The sequence below is a fragment of the Aeromonas sp. ANP5 genome, assembly GCF_963870295.1.
Lineage (GTDB): Bacteria > Pseudomonadota > Gammaproteobacteria > Enterobacterales > Aeromonadaceae > Aeromonas > Aeromonas veronii.
Genome location: NZ_CAWMRY010000004.1, coordinates 1 through 26157 on the forward strand (window position 1 = coordinate 1; position 26157 = coordinate 26157).

A 26157-nucleotide genomic window follows, 5' to 3' on the forward strand; every position below is an offset into this window, starting at 1 on the left:
GGGAGGCAAAGCGGGATATCAGTTATTACCTGATGGATTACTACAACTGGCGGCGTCCACATCAATACAATGACGGGATACCGCCAGCAAAAGCCGAAGAACGGCCTAACCAAGTGTCCGGATTTAGTTGATCACTACACGACCCACTATCTGAAGAACTATCTGGGTTGGCGCAGGATGCTGGAGCGTTACGGGAGGGGCGTAAATATCAAAGCGTGTTTGCATGAGGCGTTGGGGCACCCCATGCAACACGTAATTGGGACATAGCCAAAGAAAAAGGCCACTATATCTAGTGGCCTTCTGTAACTCTTTGATTTTAATGGTGCCCGAGGCCTCTCTCGAAACATCACCCCATCTACATGATTTTAAATATAAATTTATAATGTGAATGTTGCTTATACCCCCAAAAGTACCCCCACCACAGTGGCAGTAGTATCTGTACCTCTGGAGCATGAGGGGATATTTCAAGATTAAGCCCCAGCTCTATCTCGAGGAAATTGTCTTGTTGGAGGGAAAGTACAGTGTCGAGCCGGTTTGTATGGAGATGGTATTCACCTGACAGTTGCCCACAAAAGGGAGTGGTCATACGGCTTCAAACCGGATAACAAAACGGTACCCCTACCGTGTTATCTGGAGTCACCATATGACCACCAACGAGAAAGTAGCACGTCGCAAACTCAGCCTGCTAGAGCTCGCCAAAGAGCTCAATAACGTCAGCAAAGCCTGCAAGCTCATCGGCTATAGTCGTCAGCAGTTCTACGAAATCCGTCGTAATTACCAGACCTATGGCGCCGAGGGCTTGCTCGATAAACTGCCCGGCTGTAAAGGGGCTCATCCCAACCGGGTCGCTCCCGAGATTGAGCAGGCCATCCTCGATTACTCCCTCACTAGGCCTACTCACGGCCCGCTGCGGGTCGCACAAGAGCTGGCTCTGCAGGGCATCAATGTCAGTGCGGGGGGTGTGCATGGCGTGTGGCAACGTCACGACTTGCTCTCCAAACACGACCGCTTGTTGCGCCTCGAGAAAACGCACCGGGAGCAGACCATTGAGCTCAATGACGAGCAGATTCGCCTGTTAGAACGCTTCAGCCCCGAGTTTCGCGAACGCCAGATTGAGGTCCACTACACCGGAGAACTGGTGGCGGTTGACACCTTCTTCGTCGGCGCGCTCAAGGGGGTTGGCAAGGTGTATCTGCAAACCGTGCTGGACTGCTACAGTCGCCATGCCTGGGGACGGCTCTACACCAGCAAGCTGCCGGTGACCTCAGTTCATGTACTCAATGAAACTGTGCTGCCGTTTTTCGAAGCCCACGAGGCACGGGTCTATACCATCCTGTCGGACAACGGGCGCGAGTTCTGTGGACGACCTGACCACCATCCCTACGAGCTGTTCCTGCAACTGGAGGGGATTGAGCACCGGACAACCAAGGTACGCAGGCCACAGAGCAACGGCTTTATCGAGCGGCTACATCGAACCTTGTTGGATGAACACTTCCGTATCAAGGGGAGAACGACCTGGTATGAGTCGGTAGAGCAGATGCAGACAGACCTGGATAGCTACTTAGAGCACTACAACACCCAGCGGCCACATCAGGGCAGGATGATGGAGGGGCAAACCCCCTACAGCATGTTCAGGAAGGGTCTGAAATTGATACCGAAGGAAGTGCGCACTAAAGTAGCGTAAACAAGACACCGGTTTGAGGCCGGTGTCAGGTGATAACTAGATCTGTACAGTCACCAAAAAACAACTGGCAAGCAGCTCCCTACTGCTCTCGTTTCCCTGGCTTTACGCCACAGTGTTGTTTTTCACACCGTTGCATTTCGCTTTGCGCAATTTCAAGCCTCCCATCTCGTCTCTAGGCAGTGTTCCCAAAATGCTGAAGTTCTATCCACCAATAGTTCCCGCAAATAACGAATGCAGAAATCCAGCTGGATAAAAGCAACAAAATGTACCGCCAGCTTTTCATATCTCGTTGAGAATCGGCAAAAATTCTTCAGACATCCGAAGCTCCGCTCGGCCACATATCCCCTGCAATATCGAGCTTTATCAAATACCGGTAGACGTCCATTTTTGGTACATCTTTTGATCGCTGTGCAGCGGGATGACCGCTTTGATACTTCTGCGCCGGAGTTTTTTACGCAAAGCGCTACAGCTATAAGCCTTATCTGCAGCAAGATGCGCTGGCAGCGAACGATCACGGCCAGATGAGGTCGCTATCCATGCCATGGCCAATGCTTTTGTCGCATATCATAATTCTGCTGATTGTCCTGATGAGAGACAGAACTCCAGCTGTAAACCATTACCATCGGTGACCAAGAGAATTGTGCCCCCAACAACCGCCACGCGAGCGACCAATCCCTTGATTCAGTGAAGTATTTTTACGCGATCCGACATCACAGGTCGAACCTAATAGGCCTTTCTTCACTATGATGCCGTTGAAATGCTTAACTTTTAGCATTAATACGACTTGTACTGTGCCAACTTTGCAAGATGTTATAGACCGAACTCCATGAATTACAACTTGCCGGCAGGATAATCTCTCGATGAAAATACAACTACCTGGTAGGAGAGTTGATGGTTTAAGTTAGCGAGATTAATAAAATAACATACTGACTTTGCTCTTACCCTTGTAAATATACCTCGTGAGTTGCTATTGACTAGATTGTTTGCTGATTTTAACTACAACACATCAGATAGTAATACGGCAAAGCAAGAAAATGATGAAAAATGAGGCAGATAATCCTGAAAATGTGCATTGGTTCATATTTATTTAAGTAGAGCAAAAAAAAGTAATAAAAATAGCATATTTCAGTAAGTGAGAATACTCAAATTTGCTAGGCTAGTTCTACCATTATAAGGGGCATAATATAATGACACATTCAATAAGTAACAGCTATGTTAGTGTTTCTGTAACTGAAAAAATTGGATATGGACTCGGTGACTTTGCTTCCAACCTATCTTTTGGTTTCGTATCACTGTTTTTGTTATTCTATTACACAGATATATATGGCATAACGGCAGCGCAAGCGAGCATTATTTTTGTCGTTGCTAGAATCATTGATGCAATTTATAACCTGGCGATTGGATATCTTGTTGATAATACAAATTCCAAGCATGGTAAATTACGACCATACCTATTATATGGAGCAATTCCACTTGGATTACTGACAACTTTATGCTTTATTTTAATTAATGGCGAATATAAATTCACATTTGCTTTATTTAGTTACACATTATATTGCTTAGCTTACACAACAGTAAATACACCCTATTCGGCAATGACAAACACAATTACTCAGAATGAACAATCAAGAGCCTCTTTATCTGTTTATCGCTTCACGTTGGCAAGTCTTGGTTATTTAGTTGTTTCCACCAGCGCCACCCCCTTGGTTGCATCATTTTCCACTCAACAAATTGGCTACCTATCTGCTGTTGCTATTTATTCCTCGATAGCTACCATTGCATTCATCGCATGCTTTTATTTTACTAAAGAACGCGTTTCCATCGAGGAAAAGCAAGATTCATTATCATTTAATGATATTAAAAGTATTGTTTTTAAAAACAAGCCACTTATTAACGTATCCCTTTATACACTTTTGTTTTATATTGCTTACACCGTTTGGATGGCAATCATTATATACTATATTCAGTATGTACTTGACATGCCGAATTTCGTCACATTATTTTTTCTTATTCAAACAGCAGCTTATACAACTGGCGTGATTGTTTCCGAAAAATTAATTATCTGGTTTGGTAAAAAAAACGCGGCATTATACGGTTTGCTATTTGGTATGGCTGGTCTGATACTTCAATATTTCGTAGCGGAAGATAATATTTATTTAATCATGGCTTTTATTTGCATGTTCAGCATAACATTAGGAATTGGTTTTGTCACCATGTGGTCTATGGTACCTGACACTGTTGAACACGCCGAGTGGCATCATCAGGTAAGAGCAGAGGGTAGCATTTATGGTTTTTATAATTTTATCACCAAGATAGGCATGGCATTGGGGGGTGGGTGTGCTGGGCTAATGTTGGAATTATTTGAATACTCGAGTGAACATATCACCGAAACAGCCATCATGGGGATTAATATATCAATAACATTATTCCCTGCCGGACTCTTTCTACTTTGTTTCCTTGTTGTTATGTTCTATGAATTAAATGAAGACACTTATCGCTCACTTGTCATAAAAATTCAACAGCGTAAATCACAATCTTAAAGGAATTACTCATGTCAAATTATAGCTTTACTCTAAATAAAATGACTATCGATGAAAAAATAACTCTATTGGCAGGATGTGGCCTTTGGAAAACAGCAAGTTTTAAACACCATGGAATTAATAGCTTGACTATGACGGATGGCACTTATGGTGTTAGATATAGCCCCGCTCAGATTGACAATAATGCGACGTGGGAAATCACTGATTTCCTCAGTGTCGTGCATCAGTCAGCTGATGATGAAGCAGACTCCAAAGGGGGTAGTGAAGCGCTGTTTGGTAAGACGTTGCCAGCAACCTGCTTTCCCAATGGTTCATCGCTAGCTTGTTGCTGGGATAGAGAATTGGTATATAACATGGGACAGGCATTAGCCAATGAATGTCGTGCGTTAGGCGTTAACATTCTGTTGGGACCAGGTATAAATATCCGTCGTACGCCGCTTTCTGGGCGAGGTTACGAATACTATTCTGAAGATCCATTTATTAGTGGTGAGCTAGCAGCTAGTTTAATTAATGGATTGCAGGATAATGGTGTAGGCGCCAGTCTTAAACACTTTGCCTGTAATAATTCAGAATATCGACGAACGGAAATGGACTCTATAGTGGATGAACGCACTTTACATGAAATTTACCTGTCCGCATTTAAGAGAGCCATCGATAAATCAGCCCCGTGGACAGTCATGTCGTCTTATAACCGACTGAATGGCGAACAAACTTCACAAAGTCATCACCTTCTGACGGAAATCTTGCGTCAACAGTGGGGGTATCAGGGCCTAGTGATTTCAGACTGGTATGGCGTTAAAGATAGACCAGCCGCCTTGCTAGCCGGAAATGATCTTGCTATGCCTGAAGTAAAGCGTGATAAACGTGAATTAATCGCAGCCATTGAAAATCAAGAGATATCGACCGTTGATCTTGACAAATCTTGTTTACGGATACTTTCTTTACTCGATAAGTTTAAAAACTATACGTCGTGTGAGGTAGATTTTAAGCAGCATCATCAACTGGCACAGAAGATTGCTGAAGAATCAATAGTTTTACTTAAAAATGACGATCATACCTTGCCGATTACTTCTGAAAAATATAAAAAGATAGCTATCATTGGCCGTGCCGCGCATAATCCAATCATTCAAGGTTCAGGATGCGCAACCACAATACCCTATATGCTCGATCGCCCACTCGATGAGATAATGGATATAGCAGGTAGCGATTTTCATATCAACTATGCCGTTGGTGCGCCGGATCCTTATCTAGACTCACCTTTAGAAATTGATAAGGCGGTTAAACTTGCAGCCTCTTCTGATCTTGCTGTTGTATTTGTGAATACTGTCATTGGTGAGGATGGCGAAAATGGTGATCGCAAAGATTTATTTATTGCACCTACCCAAGAATCATTAATAGACTCTATTTCTGCAGTACAGAAGAATCTGGTCGTGGTATTAGCAAATTCAGATTCAGTTGTGATGAGCTGGAAGGACAAATGTAAAAGTATTGTAGAGACATTTTTTAGTGGGCAAGGAGCTGGACGAGCTATTGCAAATATTCTTTTTGGCATTACAAATCCAAGTGGTAAATTAACTGTTACAGTACCCAACTCGCTCGAAGAAACACCAGCATTTTTATATTATCCAGGTGAAGGCTTATCTCATTACTACAATGAAGGAATTTATGTAGGTTATCGCTATTATGATAAAAGGAAGATGACACCAAGCTATCCTTTCGGTTTTGGATTAAGTTACACTGAGTTTGAATATAAACATGTTGAGCTTTCACAGCATTCCATGACCGTCAGTGACTCCATTGATGTGATGATCACACTTCAGAATACTGGATCATGTAGAGGTAAGGAGGTTGTACAACTTTATATCAAGCATCCTCAGACCGAGCTACCTCATCCCCCTTTGGCTCTAAAAGGGTTCGCTAAGGTCGAGTTGGAGGCCGGAGAGAGTAAGGTGGTCACCATCACTTTGACACCTGAGGAGTTCAAGTCCTATCATCCAAACTTGCATCAATGGATCATTGAGTCGGGTCAATATGAAATTTTTATCGGTGGATCTTCACGAACGTTACCGCTGAGTCATGCGATAGAAGTAATGGGAACCAGACATAGTTTACCCTTGAAGGAAGATAACTCTCTCGTGCAAGTAATCCAAAATGAGCAGGCATTTAATCGAGTTGTTGAATTGGTCGCAAGAAAAAGCAACCTTGAGCCGCAGGTGATTCGCACACGGCTAATGGATATTGCTCCTGAGCTGTTTTGTGGTCTCTTTGTTGCCTTGACAGAGTTTCTGGGCGTCGAGGTAACACGTAGTGAGTTGATTGAAGTGTTAAACTAATAGCCCATCGTATTTGGGTTATTTCACTTGCCATATTGGTCTCGGGCAGTGCTCGAAATTTCCACGTACTCAGTGTACTCTGTGGTTTCGGAGCGCTGCTCTTTTCCAAACTGTATGCTGGTTAGACCAATCGTCCCTTGTGGGACTTGCTCTAACTAGTCGAGTGCAATCGATTAATGTCTTACTATTCATTGTCGCAAGAGGGATACATGCAGCCATTTAACTCAAATATGTCTAATCATGGTCACTTCACACCATCAGAAACATCGTGTGAGAGAATTTCTTTTGACTCTGAACATTTAAATGTATTCGCAGCAGAGGTTGTTTATTGTCAACCACATTGGCATGATGCACCAGAATTAATCTATGTAATTAGTGGTGGTTTTGAAATTACCGTACATCAGACCAAGATATTAGCCTGCAAGGGTAGCTTATTGTATATTGGACCAGATATTATTCACTCATTAGAACAAACGCAACCCTCTAGCGTATTGGTGACCTGGCAGTTTTCACCGCGTTTATTTGACCTTACACATATCGCACCGAAATACTATTTCATGTTAGAAAAATCAAATAGTGGCTTTGATGAGCTTTATAATGCATGCTCTACGCATCTAGACTTTATAGTACAATCCGCAAAGAGAAATTTAACTCACCTCGCCCACATTTACAATATATTGGCTGAAATTGAAAAGAATGTCCCTCCCGAGTCGATGCAATTTGCGCTTTTGAAAAGTAAAGACGAGCGCACCATACGAGATAGCATTGATTTTATTAATTGCCATTTCCATGAGCCACTATCAGTTTCAGATTTAGCCGAACATGCTAACAGCAGTTATTTTCACTTCTCTCGAACATTTAAAAAAATAAGTGGTTTCACACCATCTGAGTATATCACTATGGTTCGAGTGAATATGGCCAAATCATTATTAAAAAACGTTAACACCCCCATTACAGAAATAAGTCACAGAGTTGGATTTAATGAGCACAGATTAATGATAGCAGCATTTAAAAAATACTGTGGTGAAACGCCATCATCATATAGAAAGCATTTTCTTGCAGATCCTAACTGGTTTTCTGCTTCAAGTGATTTACAAGCGTTTCCCAATCGACCAATTAGATTAAAAGATGTGGCTAAATGTCCTAGGTAAAATGCTCAGTGTGCAGGTAATACCACCGAGAGGTTTAGCTAGCACAGTAACCCCCTTTGAGACCCATTGCTTCATCGCATCCATCATCGTTTATTGCCTTCGCGGCTACACAAACTGCTTATACCGTCAAGGTAAGAATCCTGCCAGCCATATTCGCTACCGTTGATCCGCCTATCCACATGTGTTTCAGCTCACCTACATCTATGAAGGCGTAACCTAGCGTCCTCAAAATGGGCATTAACACTGACTTGTGCCCCCTAAAAACTCGCACCATGGCAACCTGATGCCACAGGCCCAGAAACAGGCAATGCTTCACGAAATTGACCGCACCAGATTCCCTTCCAAATGTGAGGCTGATGACGGTATTAGCTATAACCAAGGACCAGCTGGCAACCAGCTCCCTATTGCTCCCACTTTCCTCCCTTCACACCCACCGAGTTGTTTTTCGCACCGTTGCATTTCGTTTTGCGCACTTCTGCGCAATTGCGCATTCTCCCGCGCCCTAGATTTCCCTCCAAAGGCTTGCCACATAAGGGATTTATGAGAATTTCGCAGTCCTTTGTATTTCGATTATGCGCAGTTCCAATGCGCAAATAAGTGCGCAATTTGCGCAGTTTGTAGTGCGCATCTCAATGAGAATTGCGCAGATGCTCAGAGGGGGCAACCGAGTAAACAGGTTCATCCAGATGCTGCAACGCAAAGCAGTCACAATCGATACCGAATAACCGCTTTTGGATTTACAGGTTTGTGTCAGGGAGTAGCCGACACGATCACTTGCAGGGAACCACCTGGTGAACACAGCTAATGGCCAGGGAATAGCGCCGCATGAACAGGGTCCACCAGGTGGCGGCAGGAAGCATAGCCGATCTGGGCTAAATTCTGCTTCTACTATTTATGCTGTTCTACCACCAGAGCCACACAGGATGTGAGCCAACCGGTTACCGCTGCAGAGTCGACCAACAGTTTGGCAAGTGGAATATGCCTCACACAAAATTCAACCTCCGGATGTTGAATTGAAGCGGTCCACTGTTCAGTAGGTTCAGGCCATGGGATATCGTCCCACAGCACCTCAAAGCTATGTTCGCTGTCTTTGGTACAGCGGAATAGATAAACCTCAACTACTGCATTGCCCAACTTCATCCCTATTGGGTCTGGCTCTCCTTTCCCTCCTCCCCGCTGCGGGGAATCTTTCTTGATGGCATCATCGATATAGAGCCTAAATGCCAAGGTCATATCACCGCTAAGGGCTTTGTTACCCTCCCAGGTTCGGTAGCCATGTGTAGAGGCAAACAGAGGTATATAGTCCCAAGCCCAATAACTAGAGGGACGCTTAGCACTTGAGCATGGACGGGCATTTTCGCTTGGATTCCAATACCAGAAGCTGGCATCAATGGACTCTTGGGCTATCTGATCAAACAACGGCAAGATCCGCTGATAGAAACCGGCCACCAGGCGGTGGGCTTGTCCCAACTGTTCGACTAACTGCTCGGTCTTGGTTATGTCATGAATCATTCGATAAATCCTTATCCGGCCTCTGTGATGATGAAAGCAACTTATTGGACGTTGGTCGCCAGTAGACGGTGATCCAGATGTAAACCGTTGGCGAAGTTCAATAATGGCGTCCAGTCATCCTGAAGGTCTCTTGGCGTGAGCAATGACAACTGCTGATGGGCAGTTGCCAGCTCTAATCGACTGGCGAAATCCAGCAAGGGTTGCCAGCTTGGTACCGCAGGTAACATCCCAAACAATCTGAATGCTTCGAGCCAATCTTGGCGTATCGCAGCATCCTGCCGACAGACACTGAAGAGTGACTCATTCTGCAATAAGCGACGAATATCGGCCCACTCCAATTGCGTCATGGGAACGAAGCGCCGGAGGTCAGCAGGAATGGCTAAAGAAGCTCGCAGGGTATTGCCGAGAGCGACAAAGTAGATCCGTTCATAACCCTGATACTCCGGCTCTACATTCAGTGCGTTCATCTGTGCTTGCCACTGGTCGTGGCTCTGGTTACCGCCAAAGGGTGGTTTGACCTCGATCATTACCAGCTCACGCTCGAAGCGAAGGATCACATCGGGTTCAACATACCCACGTTCTTCCCATTCGGTGAGGCGAGGCCAGAGTTCAAGTTCAATGAAGGTAGGTGCTAGCCGCTTCGCCTGCTCAAATCCTATCAGGCAACCCAGTACTGTCTTGAAGGCATCACCAGATAGATAAGGCAGTCGGCCGAAGAAAGTGGCCGTGAGCAAGTCTTCATTGCGTTTGAACAGGTCACGCCAACGAAGTGATTGGCCTCCATGTTCAGCTCGTCCAGCTTTGTTACTCAATACAGCCTTTAACATCATCACTCCTTGCCGTGATTGTATCCTCGCACCAGAAAATGGAAGGGTTGCGTCAACTTGATACGAATTGGTACGAGTAGATACGGTTTGGCACGACCTGGTATGGGCAATTTGTTGACATCCAGAGCATGCTTCTTTAGTCTTGATCTCAACACGGCCCCTGTCGGTGATGCTGCTAGTCAGCAAAACTGCTCAGGGGTTTTTTGTTATTTACGTTACCTCTACCAGCTCTCCAGCCAATTTGCCGGAGCCCCCATTCCCGCTACATTAAGCCCTAAATGTTCCAAATCGGGGAACTCTTCAAGATGCTCGCGCATCCGTTGTGGCCAAGTTGAATTGGGATTGATATGAATCAATAGATGGCGGCAGATCCGAAGCAGCAGAAAGCAGCGAGCCAAAGCGTGTTCATTGTGCTCATACTCAGCGATCCAAGGTATGGCTGATGAGCTAGGCAGCTTAGGCTGATCTGCTATGTTGCGATTCCATAGCCGGCTATGGTGAGCACACACATTGCGCAGGTAGTTGAGACTACGCAACCAACTAGCGAATACTCGACCATTGGTAATGCCATAGGTCGACGCAATTTGATCCTGTTCTTCCGGCCGCATGCCAGCATAAAGCATCGACATAGTGCCAAAATCCCAGACTTCACAGGCGACCCAGATTGGAAGAGGTAAACCATATCTGTTCTTGTTGTGTTTAACGAACTCCTCTTTGGAACGGCCAATCAAGCGGGCGTGACTCGCTAGCCAAGCGTGATGTTCGCTAAGCCCTGTTTTACTATCCAGTTTCTGGCAAAAATCGGTAAAGAGATACTCAGGTTTGAGATATGCGAAGGGATCGAGATGACCCAGAGTATGGGAGATATCAACCCGAATAGCGATCTCTATACGCTCTAGCGCATCCATAGTCAGTAACCGAAGACGCTTATCAAACACATACAGTTCTACAGCATCAATAAAGCGGCTCCCAGGCTTGAAACCTTCCATGACCAAGCGAGTTGTTCTGACTTTCTGGGGCTTTCTACCTTGTTCTGAAAGCAGCACGACCTCACCAGAGCGCTCTCGAAACGGATACCAGTAACCACTGAGGCGGTAATAACCAATCCGCTCGAGATAATCGAGAGCAGCCTCCTCATCGGTGACCGTCATACCTCTCTGCTGGAGTTGGTTTAGTTGCTCCCTGTGACTTAGCCAGGGTTTGCTATAGGCCATCTATGGGTTAATCCCTTCTTAACTGTATTCAACGTTTTGTCAGCTGTGCTGGTACTTCTTGAAGTTCTCCGCTTGCTCCAACACGCTCTTGTAGACCTCATCGTTGGCCACTGGTGGGAAGCCGAATTTGTGTAGCAGCAGGATCAGGTCAACCTTCAGCTTGGCCTTGATATCGTCGCGGTTGCTCCAGTCGGGGTACTGGGCGTTGTTATCAACCGTCACCTTCATCTCTTTGGCCAACTCCAGCATTTTCTCTTCGTCATAGGTGAACTGGTACTTCACGCACATGTGCTCGAGGATATCGAGAAACGCCTTCTCCTCCATGTCGATGCCCATATCGGTGAATGACATCATCTCGGACTTGATGTCATAGATCATGTCGGCCATCTGCTGGGTGAAGGCATCGAACTCTTCACCGTTGAGCACGTCGTTCTCTTTACGCTGGTTGTACTGTTCCACTAGGGCCTGGAAGCGTTTAGAGAAGTTGATCCCCTGCAGCTGGTTCACCTTTTGAAAATCGCTGATGGCCTTGGCCAGCATCTTTTGCAGCAGTTGCATCCGGGTGTTGGGCAACTTGATCTTGCCGATGCGAGCCATGTACTCGTCATCAAAGATATCGATGGTCTCGGCCTTGTCCTCACCAAGGGTGAATATCTCCTCCACCCCTTCCGCCTTGAGGGCTTCGGCAATCATCTCCCGCACCTTCTGGTTCATCTGTGCGGTATCCGGCGCATCGCCCTTGGTGAGCTTGTAGACGATGGAGCGTACCGCCAGATAGAAGTGGATCAGCTCGCGCTCCTCCTGGCCAATATCTTCACTGCCCACACACACGTCATAGGCGGCCTTGAGCCGTTTCACCAAGCCCATAAAGCGCAGCTCAATCTTCTTGGTTTGCAGGGCAAATTCAGCGGCGCGGTTAAGGCAGTCGAGCTGCAGGGTTGGCGTGCCAGAGAAGTAATCACTGTTATCGAAGGTATGGAACACCTGGCCAAGCAGATGCAGGTGGTTGCGCACCTCGATCAGCGACTGCTGAACATCCTCAAAGTTGGACTTGTCCGCCTTCGAGTACATGGCCAACGCCATGTTCATCCGGCTTTTGATCCCGATGTAATCGACCACCAACCCCTTCTCCTTGCCTTCAAAGCGGCGGTTGACCCGGGAGATGGTCTGGATCAGGTTGTGTTTTTGCAGCGGCTTGTCGATGTAGATGGTATCGAGCTCCGGCACATCAAAGCCGGTAAGCCACATGTCTACCACGATGGCTACCTTGAAGTTGGATTTGGGATTCTTGAACTGCTTGTCCAACTCCCCGCGATACGTCTTGGTGCCGAGCAAGTCATACATGGCTTGCTCATCATCCTGGCCACGGGTCATCACCATATTGACCATGGGGAGTGGCATCAGTTCCTCCTGCTCCTGTTCGGTCAGGGTGACACCATCGATGGCCAGTTTTGACTCGAACCACTCGGGACGCAGAGCTTTAAGGCTCTGATAGAAGACATAGGCAATCTCCCGGCTGGCACAGACAAACATCGCCTTGCCTTTGACGGTCGAGCCTTCCGCTACTCGTTGCTCGTAATGCTTGGCGAAGTCCTTGGCCAGTGCCTCGATGCGATCCGGGTCGCCCAAGATCGAGTTCATGCTGGCCGTGGTCTTCTTGCTCTCTTCAATCTGGTGCTCGCTGGCACCCTGCGCTTCGCACTCCTGGTAGTACTGCTCGATCTCTTCCAGCTTGCTGTTATCGAGTACCACCTTGGCGGCGCGCCCTTCATAGACAATGCGTACCGTGATCTGGTCGTTGACCGACTCGGTCATGGTGTAGCTGTCGATGGTGGGGCCGAACACATCCAGGGTGGCGTCGATAGGGGTACCGGTAAAGCCCACATAGGTGGCATTGGGCAGCGAGTCGTGCAGGTACTTGGCGAAGCCATAGGTCTTCTTGATGGTGCCTTTCTCTTGGTCGACCGTGAGCTTCAGGTCGAGGTTGATCTGGCTGCGGTGGGCCTCATCAGAGATACAGATGATATTGCTGCGATCGGAGAGCTTTTGGATATCTTCGGTGAACTTGTGAATGGTGGTGAGGAATACCCCACCTTTAGCACGCCCTGCCAGTTTGTCACGGAGATCCTGGCGACTGGTGACTGGCTGAATGATGTCATCACCAATAAACGCCTTGGCGGTACAGAATTGTTCACCTAACTGCTCATCGAGATCGGTGCGGTCGGTAATCAGGATGATGGTCGGGCTGGCAAAGTCGATGCTCTTCATCAACAGTCGCGCCAAAAACTGCATGGTGTAGCTCTTGCCACAGCCGGTGGCGCCAAAGTAGGTACCTCCCTTACCGCTACCCCCGATGTTTTCACCATTGGCGGCTATCAGCTTGCGCTCTTTTTTGATGTTGTAGTAGAGCTTGCGGGCCGCGTAATACTGCGGATAACGGCAGCAGATCTTGGTTTCACTCTTGGATGTGTCAGGGAAGAAGACGAAGTTCTTCAGCACATCGAGTAGCCGCACCGGGTGAAACAGCCCCTGGATCAGGGTATAGAGACCGTTGATACCCTCCTGCTCGGTAGACTCGTTACCGGTTACCTTGCGCCAGGCATAGTAGAACTCATAGGGGGCGAACAGGTTGCCCATCTTGTTGTTCACCCCGTCACTGATGATACACAGGGCGTTATAGACGAACAGCTTGGGGATATCACGCCGGTAGCGCACACAGAGCTGGCGCCAGGCATCATAGATGGTGGCGGCCTCTTCCCGCACCGCTGACTTGAACTCGAACACCACCAGTGGCAGGCCATTGACGTAGAGAATGGCGTCAGGCTTGCGCAGTTGCAGGCCGCCATCCCGGGTATGACCTTCGATCTCCAGCTGATTCACCACTCGGTAGATATTGTGGTCGGCTTCGGCGATCACATCCTCTTGCCCCACGAACAGCCTGGCCAGCTGGCTCGGCAAGGTCTGGGTATCTATCAACTCGATATAGAGGTCTTTCTGATCCCGATCTTCGCGCTTGAGCAAAAAGCCATTACTGAGCCAGTGGCAGAAGGTTTTATTGCTCTGGTAGAGGTCACTGGCGGGCAGGGTCTGCAACTGGTGCAGAATGGTCGTGATCTCCCCCTCGGTAATACCATCGGCCTGATATTGGCGCGCCAAAAACTCACGCAGGTCATCAACAATCAGCACCTCACTGTTATCTTTGCGCGGCACATCGCTGCCGACATAGTGGGGGTAACTGGGCTGGCCAGCCGTAGTGAGATGCTGTCCCAGCAGGGTAATGATGGCCTGTTCCAGCTTTGCTTCCGTGAAAATATGGCTCATGGCAATGGCTTCTTCTATTTGTTCAAAATGGATTCGTTAATGCTGGGCGTATTGGTGATGGTAAAAGGGCGGCGCAGCAATGGCTACGTCGCCCTCTGGTTTAGGCCACCCCTTCCTTGGCTAGATCCGCCTTAATTTGATCAAGGTGTAGTTCGCCGGAGATTAGCTTGGGTAAAAGGATGTCACGAAGATTGGTTAACGTAGCGCATTGCTTACGGTTTGAAACTTGCTTTTCAGAAAATGATTTAAATGATTTTTCTACTTGCGCAGCAATATCGAGCGGCGGCAAAACAACCAGTTGTTCTGAGAGAATTTTTCGACTCAGTTCAGTTTGCCCTGTACTGCCTTCACCCAACCGTTCGATTTTACCTTCCATAGAAAGCATTAATTGTCCAAAAGTGTAAATTGGGCATGCACCATCGTTCACTCTCACAACCGTAACATGAGAATCTACAACGGTTGCTTCAGGTAAATTAGTTACTTGAGCTATACGGCCCAAAGTGCCAACACCAGTTGAGTTTACTAAGACATCCCCAATGCAGAGCTCTCTACCATCAACTTTCTTTGCTTCGTGATTATGTCGACGAGCAGGCTCATAAGATACTTCATGATTGCGAATACATTTCTGGTTTATAACTTGAACACCACCTTCCTCAACATATTTGGGAGATATGCCACGGCGTAACTCACAAGTTATCTCATCAAGCTTCGTTATTTTCCATCCCTTCGGCACCCAACCGCCGATGCCGAGTGAATGCTCGGCGCACTCCTCAAAAGCAGCGGGGAACAGTTGGCGGGTAGCCTCCGGCAGCGGCTTGAAATCGCCGTGTTCACGCACTGCTTTACGTGCCTCCGCACGGCGTAGCAGCTCGTCAGAGAAGGCTAAATCCTGCTCGAAGAAGCCCGCATCCAGCGCGTTATCGACTACGGGATCAAAATCCACAAAGCACGACTTAAATAGTGCCTGCGCCATCTGTTCCAAGGTCTGGTTTATTTGGCGGTTGAGGTTTGTCTTCTGTTCAATATGTTCAAGTAACTCAACAATTTGAAAATGTACATTAGATGGATTAGGGACAGGATAGTTAAGAAAATCATCTCGACTTAACGCTACTACTGTACTTCCTGTTGCTCGTTTCGCACAATAGTCACGGTATTGAGGTGTACGCAAAAGCCAGTAAATATAGTTCTCAAACGAAGTGCTTCGCTCAATAAAAACCAATTTTACAGTGTCTTGTGTCAAGCGTCCTTTAGGGACTGAGTTCGGAACTCTTGCCACAGAACCAATCATTTTCCCGTCTTTTGTCGCACCTTTTAATGAAGCAAAAAGATCCCCAGGTTTGAGTGATATTTTTTCAGGGCAGTCGCCTCCATATGTTTTATAGTCGCTTTCTCTAAAGCCACCGCCGGGAGCTATTGAGCCTAAACCAAGTAGCGCCGGACCTTCCTTTCCCACTAAATTACCTTTGTAGGTAATGCCCCTTTGTAATGTGACGTACGTCCCGATTGTTTTAACTGCCATAACCAATCGCCTCCATGCTAGAACGGATCGCCTTATCAAGCTCAGTAGCTTCATTGAGCTGACAATAGAGGGCTTGGGTCAGTTCCTGCATTTTGGTTTCAAAGGCGATGCCATCATCTTCAAGTTCGGCAGCTCCCACATAGCGGCCCGGGGTCAACACATAGTCGTTGGCCTTTATCTCATCCAGTGTTGCTACCTTGCAGAACCCGGCTTGGTTCTGGTAGAGCTCGATAGCGATCTCTTTGTCTTCAATACGGCGTTTCAGTTCGTTCGCGTCGCTGCGCCAGGCGTGGAAGGTATCAGCGATGGTGGCGATATCGCTCGTCGTCAGCTCTTTCTGGGTGCGGCTGATCATGGTGCCGAGGTTACGGGCATCGATAAACAGGGTTTCACCACGGCGATCGCGATAGCCATATTTAATGCTGGCCTGCTTGCTCTTGCTGATAAACCACAGGCACACCGGGATCTGGGTGGTGTAGAACAGCTGGCCCGGCAGGGCGATCATGCATTCGATGCGGTCATCTTCAATCAGCTTTTGGCGGATCTCTCCTTCACCGCTGCTATTGGAGCTCATAGAGCCGTTGGCCAGCACAAAGCCCGCGATGCCATCCTCGGAGAGCTTGGAGAGCATATGCAAGATCCAAGCGTAGTTGGCATTGCCGGTGGGCGGGGTACGGAAACCGGCAAAGCGCGGGTCGTTGGTCAGCTCCGCCTCATTGCGCCAATCCTTCAAGTTAAACGGCGGGTTGGCCATGATGAAGTCGGCCTTGAGGTCCGGGTGCTGGTCAGCAAAGAAGGTATCGGCCGGGCGCTCCCCCAGATTGCCAGAGAGGCCGCGCACCGCCAGGTTCATCTTGGCCAGCTTGTAGGTGGTGGCGGTAAGCTCCTGACCGTAGATGGCGATATCCTGGCTCTTGCCCTGATGGCTTTGCACAAACTTGAGAGACTGGACAAACATGCCACCCGAGCCACAGCAGGGGTCATAGATCTTGCCCTGATAGGGCTCCAGCATCTCGGCCAGCAGGGTGACGACGCACTTGGGGGTATAGAACTCACCGCCACCCTTGCCTTCACTGGCGGCAAACTTGCCGAGGAAGTACTCATACACCCGGCCAACCAGATCCTCTTCGGTCAGATCGCATTCACTGGCGAGGGTGTCGATGTTCTCGATGCTGTCGATGAGGGATGCAAGCTTGGTCGCGTCTAGCCCCAACCGGGAGAAGTAGTTATCGGGCAGGGCACCAGAGAGCGAGGCGTTACACTTCTCGATGGTCGAGAGGGCCGTATCGATAATGACGGCAATATCATCCTGCTTGGCGCGGGTGCTGATATAGGACCAGCGGGCCGCTTCGGGCAGGAAGAACACGTTGTCTTGCTGGTAGAACACATCCATATCGACAAAGGCCTCTTGGCCACTGGCGATCAGCTGTTTGCGCTTGGCCTCGAACTTGTCGCTGATAAATTTCAGGAACACCAGGCTCAGCACCACGTGCTTGTATTCGGAAGATTCCACGCTGCCACGCAGCTGGTTGGCGGTATCCCAGAGGGTCTCTTCAAAGCCTTTGTTGGCTTTCTTGGCGGGCGATTTAGCCATGTATCTGTATTCTCTTATTCTTCTGAAAAATAATCGGAGTCCAGCGCCTTGATGGCGAAGACCTGACGGGTGGAGACACCCACGTTGTGTTCAATCATCAGAGCAGTGAGGCGATTGCCGTCGATCAGCACGATGCGCTTCTCAATCTGCCCCACATATTCTTGCGCCTCACGGCTAAAGCCAGATGTGGTGATAAAGACCCCTTTCCGGGCTTTGTAAAGGTCGAGCGCCCCGGCAAAAGCTTGTATCTCGGGACGGCCGACGATTTTATCGGTGTAGCGCTTGGCCTGCAGGTAGATGGAGTCGAGCCCTAGCTTGTCTTCCTTGATAATGCCGTCGATACCGCCATCACTGCTGTAGCGGGTAGTATGGCTAGCTTCTTGAGTACTGCCGCCGTACCCCATGGCAACCATCAGGTCAACTACCAGCTGTTCGAAGAAGCGAGGGGAAAGTCCAAGGATCTCGACAAGCAGGTCATCGGCAAGGGATTGATTGATCGCGGCCAACGCCTGCTCAATCTGCTCTTGTGGTGTGCTGGCTTGTACGTTATGAGGCTCGTCCGCGGCATCGGTTGTGCCTTGTGTCAACTTACCTGTGCTTTCACAGGACGCCTGAGTAAAGGTCACAAACTCCTTGAACTGAGCCAGATAGTGGTTGTCGATGTTCTGACCCGATGCCAAGGCTGCCTTACCACGTTCGGTAATAAGGCAGACGCCCCGCTTGGGTTGCTCGATGAGGCCCGCTTTGACCAGATAGGTCTTGGCCCAGCCGACCCTGGAGCAAACTGTGGTTTGTCGCCCACTTGGCAGGGTGTGAGCCAACTGCTCAGGGGTGAAACCGTAATGATCGCATACGGCCTGATTCACCTGACGCAGTGGAAGGATTTCGCCACTTTGCAGTACCGAGAGCACCACGGGCATCATGCGCTCGTAGCTTGGTATGGAGTCACTCATGGAGGATTAGCAGGGTTCGACACGACATGGGATGTAATCATCCCATAAAACCGTGCCAATTTGTTTGAATCAGGACTCAAAAGGTCTCAAAAAGTACACGAGCAATTACCGAACGTTGAGATTTTAATCAATGAGTCAGAGCTGGTTGGTTCTTCAGTGCCAGGAACAGAGAGAGCCGCTCTGTTAGTGCGGCTCTCTCAGTGAACGTCGGTGTAGCTATGTGAGCTAGTCGCTATTTATTTTCCGTCACAGTGTCACTGAGAACCGGAACAGGTTGACGACGAACAATCCAGATAATAAGCGCCAGTACCAGTAATGGCAGAACAGGATCAAGCCAAGTGCCACCGGAGCCAAACAGCAGGTTGAGCAGGGCTACGCAAGTACCGCCGATAGCCCAGGCGATAGTGGTAGGAATAGACCAGACCACCATTTGCTGCTTCACGTCGGATACCCCCATCATACGGTTAACCACCCAGAACAAGCTGTCGTTGAAGTAACCGAAGAACAGTGAGCCCATGGTGGCAGCTTGGGCAGCCAGCAACATGTTGACCCCGGGGATCTGCGCCAAGATTGGTGCCGAAATGGAGGCTGCCGTCACCATGGCGACTGTGCCAGAACCTTGGATGATGCGTACCAAGGTTGCCACGATGAAGGGGATCAGGATTGGGGAGATTGGCAGCAAAGCAATCTGCTCGGCAAGCTGCTGGCCAGCGCCGCTGTCGCGTAGAACTGCCCCCAACGCCCCCCCGGCACCGGTCACCAGCAAGATGATACCGGCCGATTGCAACCCCTCTTCAAGGCGCTCAGCGGTGGCATGCTTGTCCATGTGCGGCACCAAGGTATAGACCGCCAGCAGCACACTGATAGCGAGTGCGATTATCGGTGTGCCAATGAAGTTGACGCCCTGCACCAAGGGGTTCTCCATCAGACCATTCATTCCCTCCAGGGTGGCGAGCGTGGTGAAGATGGCCTTGAGGAAGATAAGCACGATGGGCACCAAGATCGGCAGCAGCGACAAGGTCAGGCTTGGCAAGGGCTTGCCCTCCTTCTCCTTGAGATACTGTTCGTAGGTGACCTGCAACTCATCCGGCGTTTTTTCCGCCTGCTGAGAAAACTCGGGGTACTTGCGGTCTAGCCACTGAGCGTAGAAGACGATGCCTATCACGCAGGGGATGGCCAGGGCCATGCCCATCAAAAGCATGGCGCCAATATCCACGTCAAACAGACCGGCAACACCGAGTGGGCCCGGTGTTGGCGGCACGGTGTGGTGGGTCACTACCAGGCCACCAGCAAGTGCAACTCCCAGGGTGAGCAGGGAACGCTTGCCGCTTTTCGCCAGCGCCTTGGCAACCGGGTATAGGATGACGAAGGCGGAATCGACAAAGATAGGAATGCTGACTATGTAGCCGGTAATGGCTAGCGCCCACTCCTCGCGACGTTTGCCGAGCCATTTGATGAAGCTATAAGCGATCTGCTCTGCTGCTCCCGACACTTCCAACAGGCGGCCCATCATGACACCGAGGCCAATGACGATACCAATGCTGCCAAGGGTGGAGCCAAAGCCCTGGGTGATGACGGAGAGGGTCTTGTCGATGCTCATGCCTCCGGTGATCCCGGCGATACAGGCCGCCGCCAACATGGCAATAAGGGCATGTACCCGAGTGCGGATAACCAGAAACACCAATACGAAAACCGCAATGATAAGGCCAATGATAGGGGTAGGAATGGTGCTCATAATGCCTCCTGCAGGTCATGGGCTATAAAGCTGTCAATGATCTCAGCAAACGTCCTGTCTGCCATGAAGCCGGATGCCAATGCCCGACTGTTGTCAATCTGTCCAGGCCAACTGGCAACGATGCGCTCGATGGCAGGATCGGCAGCAAACTGCACCCGTTCCAGCGCAGCCTGACCACCCGTTCGAGCGAGGGCTTCCATCATCTCGCCCACGGTAACGCTGATGCCGGGCAGGTTGATGCTGCGGAAATCGCCAGTGGCGGTAAGCCTGGCGGCCCGCAGGAAGTTATCAACTACAGTGGCGGGGCTTGAGAGCCAAAGACGAAGCTCGGGGCTCACCGGGCAGATGGCGCTCTCCCCTTGCAGAGGCTCGCGAATAATGCTGCTGACAAATGATGAGGCGGCGCGATTCGGCTTACCTGGTCGTACGCAGATAGTGGGCAGCCGCAGAACCAGCCCATCCACATAACCTTTGCGGCTGTAATCGTTGACCAGTAACTCCCCCATCGCTTTCTGCGCGCCATAAGAAGAAGTCGGGGTCAGCGCGGTGCTGTCGTCCACAATCTCAGGCAGTGGACCGCCATAGACAGCCAGCGAGCTGGTGAATACAAAGCGGATGCTAGGATGGGCATGACGGCATGCCTCCAGCAGGCTGCGGGTGGTGTCCAGGTTGACCTTCCAGCCGAGATCAAAATCCTGCTCGGCGTGGCTGCTGACGATGGCAGCAAGGTGATAGACAATGGCAGTGCGTTCGCATATCAGAGATTCGGCAACCCCTGGGGTAGTCAGGTCTGCCTGCAGGCAGCGTACACGTGGATCGGGCAGGCGCTGTGGCTCCTGAATGTCTACCAACAGTAATTCGCTGAAAGAGACTGTACTCTGCAACAGGGCACGAGCCAGCTTTTGTCCCAAAAAGCCGCCGCCTCCGGTGATAATTATCTGCATATCGTTATCCTCAGACTCATTCGTGTGTAGGGTAGTTATTGCTTTGTCAGCCAGGCTAGTCCTTGCCGGGTATTGCCTCTGGGGTTGTATTCACAGCCGATCCAGTCGTGGTAGCCCACCTCCTCCAGTACCTTGAACAGGTGCGGGTAGGCGATTTCCCCTTCGTCCGGCTCGTGGCGATCCGGCACTGAGGCGATCTGGACGTGGCCAATAGCCGAGCCCAGCTTGCCGATGAGACGGGTGAGATCCCCGTCCATGATCTGAGCGTGATAGAGGTCAAGCTGTACCCCTACGTTCGGTCTGTCTATCTCCTCTACTAGCGCCAATGCATAGAGCTGGTGAGCCAGAAAGTAGCCGGGCACGTCCCGATCGTTCAGCGGCTCAAGCAGCACCTTGATGCCGTCTTCTGCCAAAAAGTCGGCGGCGAAGCGGATGTTTTCTATCAAGGTCTGGCGATGGGCTGCAAAGCTGTGGGCCGGATCTACGATGCCGCTCATGGCGTGTACCTTGCGACATCCAAGCGCCAGGGCGTAGTCACGCACTGTTGATAGGTGGCTGCGAAACTCGGCTTCTCTGCCGGGGATGGCAGCCATGCCGCGCTCCCCCATCGCCCAGTTTCCCGGCGGCATGTTGAACAGCGCTTGCGTCAAGCCGAACTGCTGTAACTGGCAGGCGAGCTCGGAGGCTGGCCACTCGTAGGGGAACAGGAACTCCACCGCTTCAAAGCCAGCCTCACGGGCCGCAGCGAAACGTTCCAGAAACGGTAACTCGGTAAACAGCATGGTGAGATTGGCGGCAAATTTGCTCATGGTTTCAGACTCCTTAATTCCTTGATTTCTGGTTCGTTCAGATAGCGGATCTGCCTGCCTTGCAGCAGCAGGGCCAGGCGAGCCGTCTCTTCCAGTTCCTCCATGTTGTTGACCGCCTCGACCAGATCCTTGCCAGTGACCACGGGGCCATGGTTAGCCAGCAGGAAGGCGTTGCCATCAGGAGCACGGCGACCAAATTCCTCAGCTATGCGTACATCCCCAGGCTTGTAGTAGGGAATGAGCGGCAGCTGGCCAACTCGCATCACGTAATAAGGGGTAAAGGGACGTATCACATTGGTCGGATCCAACCCCTCTAGACAAGAGAGGGCGGTTAGATGGGTGCAGTGCAGATGTACCACTGCCTGACAGTCCGGATTGTTGTGGTAGATAGCGAGGTGGAAAGCTACCTCCTTGGAAGGGCGGTCCCCCCCGAGGTGTTCACCGCTCATGCTCACGGTTGAGAGACGAGTCGGATCGAGCCTGCCAAGGCTGGAGCCGGTTGGGGTGGCAAGCAACGTGCCATCCGGTAGTTTGGCCGAGAGATTGCCAGCACCGCCTGTGGCATAACCCCGTTCGAAAAGAGATGCGCCCAGCATCACCATGGTGTTGCGCAGAGCCTGTTCAGTCATGGAAAAACTCCTGTGCCCGGCTGAAGAAGGTGTCGTCACCAAAGTTGCCCGATTTAAGCGCCAGTGAAAGCGGTGCGTCGGTAGCTCGAACCCATGGCACGCCGGGAGCAATCTGGGGGCCTATGTGGAAAGCTGCGATGCCCAATGCCTGGGTAATGCGGCTTGAGGTTTCGCCGCCAGCGATGATGAAGTTATCCACGCCGGCCTCTTTCAGCAGCACGGCCACTTGTGCAAAGCATTGCTCCACCGCTTTACTTGCCGCGTCACGGCCATGGCGTTCCTGAATGACAGCTAGCTCGTTCGGACTGGTCGTAGCGTGGATCATAGGGGCAGGAGAAACCGGTTGGTTCAGGACCCAACGGGCCAGCTCGGCCGGATAGTCTGCTTGTGTCAGGCAAGCAGCCACATCAAGGGCCAGTGCCGGCGCAACAGATCGATAGTGTGCGACCTGGCGGTTGGTCATTTCGGAGCAGGAGCCCGACAGCACAACAGCGCGGGTACCGACTGGCCGTCCTGCCTCGCGGGCAGCGGCCAGATTACCGCTGCCGAGCAACCGGGCCAAACCGATGGCGAGTCCGGAACCACCAGTGACCAACGGCATATCGATAGCGGCCTCAGCAATGTCCAACAAATGCTGCTCGGTAAGGGTATCTACCACGGCGTAACGCACACCATCTTGTTTAAGTTGTTCAAAAGCGTCAGTAATGGCACGAGGGCCCCGCTCGATGATGGCGAACGGCACCAGTCCGGCACGCCCCGCGGCCTGTGCCTCCATCAGTCGCAGCAAATTACTGTCTGTCATAGGAGTGATGGGGTGGTGTCGCATACCAGACTCAGCGAGCGGCTGGGCACCAACAAAGAGATTTCCTTGATAGACGGTACGCCCGTTTACCGGCAGCGCTGGGCAGATAAGCGTGAACCTGCTTTCCAACGCCCCCAGCAGAGCGTCAGTGACCGGACCGATATTGCCGGCTGCCGTGCTGTCGAAGGTAGAGCAATATTTCTGGTAGATGCGTGGACAACCGAGTGCCTTGAGCCAGTCTAGGGCAGCCAAGGTATCGCGCACCGCCTCGTCAGTCGGGCAGGAACGGCTCTTGAGGCTTATCACCACAGCATCAACTCCCGTCAGGTCCACCGCTGCAGGGATACCGGAGAACTGGATTGTGGCGAGGCCGTTTTCCACTAGAAAACCTGCGATATCGGTTGCGCCGGTAAAATCGTCTGCAATAACACCAAGTTTCATGCTGCGCCCTCCTGTTCCGGCAGGATTATCCCGTTGAAGATCTTGATGACAGCGCTGTCGTCTTCCTTTCCATGACCGGCATTGCTAGCCGTGAGGAACATATTGAGAGCAGTGCTAGCCAGCGGCAGCGGGAAGTTCAGCGCCTTGGCTGTATCAGCAACCAGATTGAGGTCCTTGACGAAGATGTCGACTGCCGAGCGAGCCTGATAGTCACCGGTCAGTACCCTGGTCATGCGGTTTTCGAACATCCAGGAATTACCGGCAGAATGGGTCACAACGTCATACATAAGGTCCAGTGAAACGCCGGCACGGCTTGCGAGTGCCATGGCCTCGGCGGCGACCGCAATGTGCACACCTGCCAGCAACTGGTGGATAATCTTGACTGTGCTGCCTTGTCCTGGCTCGCTGCCGATCCGGTAGACCTTTCCAGCCACAGCATCGAGAACCGGCCGCAAGTGTGCAAAGGCAGCGTCGGCACCAGCAGCCATTACTGTCATCTCACCCGCGTCGGCTTTAATTGCACCGCCTGAGACTGGGGCGTCCAGCATCAATAGTCCGAACCCTGCCAACTCGCGAGCAAAAGTGGCAGCCTCATCTGCTGAGATAGTGGAGGAAATCATTACGCCCGTTCCCTGTTTGAGATGAGCGGCCAAACCGTTCTCGCCAAACAGGATTCTGCGTACTTGGGTTGCGTTGACCACTAGCAGTAGGACTGCGTCCAACGTCTCTGCTAAGGGGCGGGCGTCGGCCATAACAGCAGCAGCCCCGGCGGCCTGCAGTTGCTCTCGAGCGTTCTCGCAAAGGTCAATGCCATAGGTGACAAGCCCGGCCCGCAGGCAGGAGCGAGCTGCACCCATACCCATGGCACCTAGGCCTATGACGGCAACGTGATATGGTTTGCTCATCTGTTAGTTCCTCAATAACTACGGATGAGGCAATGATAGGGGCTTGAGGCGATCAAATATCAACCACCGATCACATAAATTAACTTTTTGATGTTAATATTTGTGATTAATCAAGTTTGTAGGATTTCCATCTCACTAAACATCGATTCTCATTGTGAATAAATGTGATTCCTGATGCTTTTTAAGAGTTTTTACCATTTTTTCCCATTCACCTGGGCTAAGATGGCTCCAGTATTTTGAACTGGAGATATCCATGATCCCGATAGAGCGGCAGCAACGAATTCTGCATCTACTGGCAGAACGTGGGGCAGTTAGTATTACGGAGCTCACTGAGTGGCTTCAGGTCTCCCATATGACCGTAAGGCGGGATATTCAGAAGCTTGAGGAACAAGGCAGGGTTCTGTCTGTTTCTGGTGGAGTAAGCCTGACTCAGCGTATTCGAAGCGAGCCCTCTCATGCGGACAAACGAACGTTAATGCAAGATGCTAAAGTCGCGATAGCACACGCGGCTGTTGAACTTATCGAGCATGGAAGTTCTGTCTATCTCGATGCAGGTACCACTTCCCTTGAGCTCGCTCGTCTGCTGGCCTCGCGTGATGACCTGATGATTGTGACCAATGATTTCATGGTATGCGGCTATCTGATTGAGTTTGGAATGTGCAATCGTCTATATCACACAGGTGGATTAGTAGTCCGTGACAATCAGTCTTGTGCCGGTGAAGCCACTGCTCATTTTTTGCGAAACCTGCATCTTGATATTGCTTTCCTCTCAACCTCCTCATGGGATGCAACAGGCATCTCTACACCAAGTGAACAGAAAGTGCCTGTTAAGCGTGCAGTAATAGATGCTGCAGCCAAGAGGGTTCTCGTTTGCGACTCATCAAAATATGGCAAAGTGGGGACATTTAATGTAGCTAGCTGGGAGGTGATCGACCAAGTTATCACTGATAAGAATTTACCCTTGGCAGCAGAAGAACTCCTTCTCTCCCACGGAGTTAAGCTGACCACGGTTGAACTACATGATTCGGGGCGTGCCACATTAATCAAATGATAAAGACCACACTTAAAAAGCAGCAGGAAACAAGAGGAACTCTCGTTAGGCCATTGCTTACTGGTTGTCGTCATTTGACTCATCATCCTATACAGGCCCAGTCATCAAAGTGACTCACATCTTCTTGCCCAGTAATGCGCCTCCAACGACAAACGTGTGATCTCGATCGACTGATTGCATTGTATATATGAAA

At 50.3% G+C, this 26157-nt stretch carries 18 protein-coding genes and 3 pseudogenes; 7 read left to right on the plus strand and 14 right to left on the minus strand.

The genetic code is table 11. The features are described from left to right. The 3 genes and pseudogenes from AACT07_RS03690 to AACT07_RS03700 all read left to right on the plus strand — a co-directional run. Window positions 1–131: pseudogene (locus tag AACT07_RS03690) on the plus strand (IS3 family transposase); the annotation flags it as partial. A gap of 7 nt (window positions 132–138) precedes the next feature. Beyond that, window positions 139–267 (plus strand): annotated as a pseudogene (locus tag AACT07_RS03695) (IS1595 family transposase); the annotation flags it as partial. 376 nt (window positions 268–643) lie between these two features. Next, window positions 644–1684 carry an IS481-like element ISAs19 family transposase gene (locus AACT07_RS03700; protein WP_069526630.1) on the plus strand — a complete coding sequence of 347 codons (1041 nt, stop codon included), beginning with the start codon at window positions 644–646 and terminating at the stop codon, window positions 1682–1684. 152 nt (window positions 1685–1836) lie between these two features. Here the strand turns inward: AACT07_RS03700 and AACT07_RS03705 are convergent. Beyond that, a pseudogene (locus AACT07_RS03705) lies at window positions 1837–2532 on the minus strand (transposase); the annotation flags it as partial. A gap of 339 nt (window positions 2533–2871) precedes the next feature. Between AACT07_RS03705 and AACT07_RS03710 the strand changes: the two are divergent. The 3 genes from AACT07_RS03710 to AACT07_RS03720 all read left to right on the plus strand — a co-directional run bounded on the left by AACT07_RS03710 (window position 2872) and on the right by AACT07_RS03720 (window position 7708). Further along, entirely contained in the window at window positions 2872–4224 is a 1353-nt protein-coding gene (locus tag AACT07_RS03710) for an MFS transporter (protein WP_069526631.1), read from the plus strand. Between the two features lie 11 nt (window positions 4225–4235). After that, window positions 4236–6557 carry a beta-glucosidase family protein gene (locus AACT07_RS03715; protein ID WP_069526632.1) on the plus strand — a complete coding sequence of 774 codons (2322 nt, stop codon included), beginning with the start codon at window positions 4236–4238 and terminating at the stop codon, window positions 6555–6557. Between the two features lie 209 nt (window positions 6558–6766). Continuing rightward, window positions 6767–7708 carry a helix-turn-helix transcriptional regulator gene (locus AACT07_RS03720; protein WP_171902789.1) on the plus strand — a complete coding sequence of 314 codons (942 nt, stop codon included), beginning with the start codon at window positions 6767–6769 and terminating at the stop codon, window positions 7706–7708. A gap of 888 nt (window positions 7709–8596) precedes the next feature. On the opposite strand, the gene AACT07_RS03725 is transcribed toward AACT07_RS03720, so the two are convergent. From AACT07_RS03725 to ltnD, 13 genes are all read right to left on the minus strand, one after another. Further along, complete coding sequence (locus AACT07_RS03725; RefSeq protein ID WP_069526634.1) at window positions 8597–9220, minus strand: hypothetical protein; 624 nt, start codon at window positions 9218–9220, stop codon at window positions 8597–8599. Window positions 9221–9261: 41 nt separating this feature from the next. Then, window positions 9262–10050, minus strand: coding sequence for a hypothetical protein (locus tag AACT07_RS03730; protein WP_139123912.1), 789 nt, complete (start codon window positions 10048–10050; stop codon window positions 9262–9264). 218 nt (window positions 10051–10268) lie between these two features. Continuing rightward, the gene (locus tag AACT07_RS03735; RefSeq protein WP_216093278.1) at window positions 10269–11198 is read right to left on the minus strand and encodes an Abi family protein; all 930 of its coding nucleotides are present in this window, start codon (window positions 11196–11198) and stop codon (window positions 10269–10271) included. Between the two features lie 102 nt (window positions 11199–11300). Then, window positions 11301–14582, minus strand: coding sequence for a type I restriction endonuclease subunit R (locus AACT07_RS03740; RefSeq protein WP_069526637.1), 3282 nt, complete (start codon window positions 14580–14582; stop codon window positions 11301–11303). 100 nt (window positions 14583–14682) lie between these two features. Then, entirely contained in the window at window positions 14683–16101 is a 1419-nt protein-coding gene (locus AACT07_RS03745) for a restriction endonuclease subunit S (protein WP_216093279.1), read from the minus strand. Beyond that, window positions 16091–17695, minus strand: coding sequence for a type I restriction-modification system subunit M (locus AACT07_RS03750; RefSeq protein WP_069526638.1), 1605 nt, complete (start codon window positions 17693–17695; stop codon window positions 16091–16093). The genes AACT07_RS03745 and AACT07_RS03750 overlap by 11 nt, the downstream gene beginning before the upstream one ends. A 14-nt stretch (window positions 17696–17709) precedes the next feature. After that, window positions 17710–18648, minus strand: a complete 939-nt coding sequence (locus tag AACT07_RS03755; RefSeq protein ID WP_069526639.1) for a restriction endonuclease — start codon at window positions 18646–18648, stop codon at window positions 17710–17712. A 232-nt stretch (window positions 18649–18880) separates the two neighbouring features. After that, window positions 18881–20383 (minus strand): GntP family permease, encoded by a 1503-nt coding sequence (locus tag AACT07_RS03760; protein WP_069526640.1) that lies wholly within the window; start codon window positions 20381–20383, stop codon window positions 18881–18883. Beyond that, a complete protein-coding gene (denD, locus tag AACT07_RS03765; protein WP_069526641.1) occupies window positions 20380–21327 on the minus strand; it encodes a D-erythronate dehydrogenase in 948 nt (315 codons plus the stop codon). The genes AACT07_RS03760 and denD overlap by 4 nt, the downstream gene beginning before the upstream one ends. A 35-nt stretch (window positions 21328–21362) precedes the next feature. After that, window positions 21363–22136: a 2-oxo-tetronate isomerase gene (otnI, locus tag AACT07_RS03770; protein WP_069526642.1), complete on the minus strand. Its 774-nt coding sequence runs from the start codon at window positions 22134–22136 to the stop codon at window positions 21363–21365. After that, window positions 22133–22765 (minus strand): 3-oxo-tetronate 4-phosphate decarboxylase, encoded by a 633-nt coding sequence (gene otnC / locus AACT07_RS03775; RefSeq protein WP_069526643.1) that lies wholly within the window; start codon window positions 22763–22765, stop codon window positions 22133–22135. The genes otnI and otnC overlap by 4 nt, the downstream gene beginning before the upstream one ends. Beyond that, window positions 22758–24008, minus strand: coding sequence for a 3-oxo-tetronate kinase (gene otnK / locus AACT07_RS03780; RefSeq protein WP_069526644.1), 1251 nt, complete (start codon window positions 24006–24008; stop codon window positions 22758–22760). Before otnK ends, otnC begins: the two co-directional genes overlap by 8 nt. Continuing rightward, window positions 24005–24913: an L-threonate dehydrogenase gene (gene ltnD / locus AACT07_RS03785; RefSeq protein WP_069526645.1), complete on the minus strand. Its 909-nt coding sequence runs from the start codon at window positions 24911–24913 to the stop codon at window positions 24005–24007. Before ltnD ends, otnK begins: the two co-directional genes overlap by 4 nt. Before the next feature lie 253 nt (window positions 24914–25166). Between ltnD and AACT07_RS03790 the strand changes: the two genes are divergently transcribed. Beyond that, window positions 25167–25964: a DeoR/GlpR family DNA-binding transcription regulator gene (locus tag AACT07_RS03790; RefSeq protein ID WP_042056253.1), complete on the plus strand. Its 798-nt coding sequence runs from the start codon at window positions 25167–25169 to the stop codon at window positions 25962–25964. The last annotated feature ends 193 nt before the right edge of the window (window positions 25965–26157 follow it).

Bases quoted from the DNA above. Each gene is read 5' to 3' on its own strand.
- AACT07_RS03700 (WP_069526630.1), top strand. From the start codon at position 644: ATGACCACCAACGAGAAAGTAGCACGTCGCAAACTCAGCCTGCTAGAG.
- AACT07_RS03710 (WP_069526631.1), top strand. From the start codon at position 2,872: ATGACACATTCAATAAGTAACAGCTATGTTAGTGTTTCTGTAACTGAA.
- AACT07_RS03715 (WP_069526632.1), top strand. From the start codon at position 4,236: ATGTCAAATTATAGCTTTACTCTAAATAAAATGACTATCGATGAAAAA.
- AACT07_RS03720 (WP_171902789.1), top strand. From the start codon at position 6,767: ATGCAGCCATTTAACTCAAATATGTCTAATCATGGTCACTTCACACCA.
- AACT07_RS03725 (WP_069526634.1), bottom strand. From the start codon at position 9,220: ATGATTCATGACATAACCAAGACCGAGCAGTTAGTCGAACAGTTGGGA.
- AACT07_RS03730 (WP_139123912.1), bottom strand. From the start codon at position 10,050: ATGATGTTAAAGGCTGTATTGAGTAACAAAGCTGGACGAGCTGAACAT.
- AACT07_RS03735 (WP_216093278.1), bottom strand. From the start codon at position 11,198: ATGACGGTCACCGATGAGGAGGCTGCTCTCGATTATCTCGAGCGGATT.
- AACT07_RS03740 (WP_069526637.1), bottom strand. From the start codon at position 14,582: ATGAGCCATATTTTCACGGAAGCAAAGCTGGAACAGGCCATCATTACC.
- AACT07_RS03745 (WP_216093279.1), bottom strand. From the start codon at position 16,101: ATGGCAGTTAAAACAATCGGGACGTACGTCACATTACAAAGGGGCATT.
- AACT07_RS03750 (WP_069526638.1), bottom strand. From the start codon at position 17,695: ATGGCTAAATCGCCCGCCAAGAAAGCCAACAAAGGCTTTGAAGAGACC.
- AACT07_RS03755 (WP_069526639.1), bottom strand. From the start codon at position 18,648: ATGAGTGACTCCATACCAAGCTACGAGCGCATGATGCCCGTGGTGCTC.
- AACT07_RS03760 (WP_069526640.1), bottom strand. From the start codon at position 20,383: ATGAGCACCATTCCTACCCCTATCATTGGCCTTATCATTGCGGTTTTC.
- denD (WP_069526641.1), bottom strand. From the start codon at position 21,327: ATGCAGATAATTATCACCGGAGGCGGCGGCTTTTTGGGACAAAAGCTG.
- otnI (WP_069526642.1), bottom strand. From the start codon at position 22,136: ATGAGCAAATTTGCCGCCAATCTCACCATGCTGTTTACCGAGTTACCG.
- otnC (WP_069526643.1), bottom strand. From the start codon at position 22,765: ATGACTGAACAGGCTCTGCGCAACACCATGGTGATGCTGGGCGCATCT.
- otnK (WP_069526644.1), bottom strand. From the start codon at position 24,008: ATGAAACTTGGTGTTATTGCAGACGATTTTACCGGCGCAACCGATATC.
- ltnD (WP_069526645.1), bottom strand. From the start codon at position 24,913: ATGAGCAAACCATATCACGTTGCCGTCATAGGCCTAGGTGCCATGGGT.
- AACT07_RS03790 (WP_042056253.1), top strand. From the start codon at position 25,167: ATGATCCCGATAGAGCGGCAGCAACGAATTCTGCATCTACTGGCAGAA.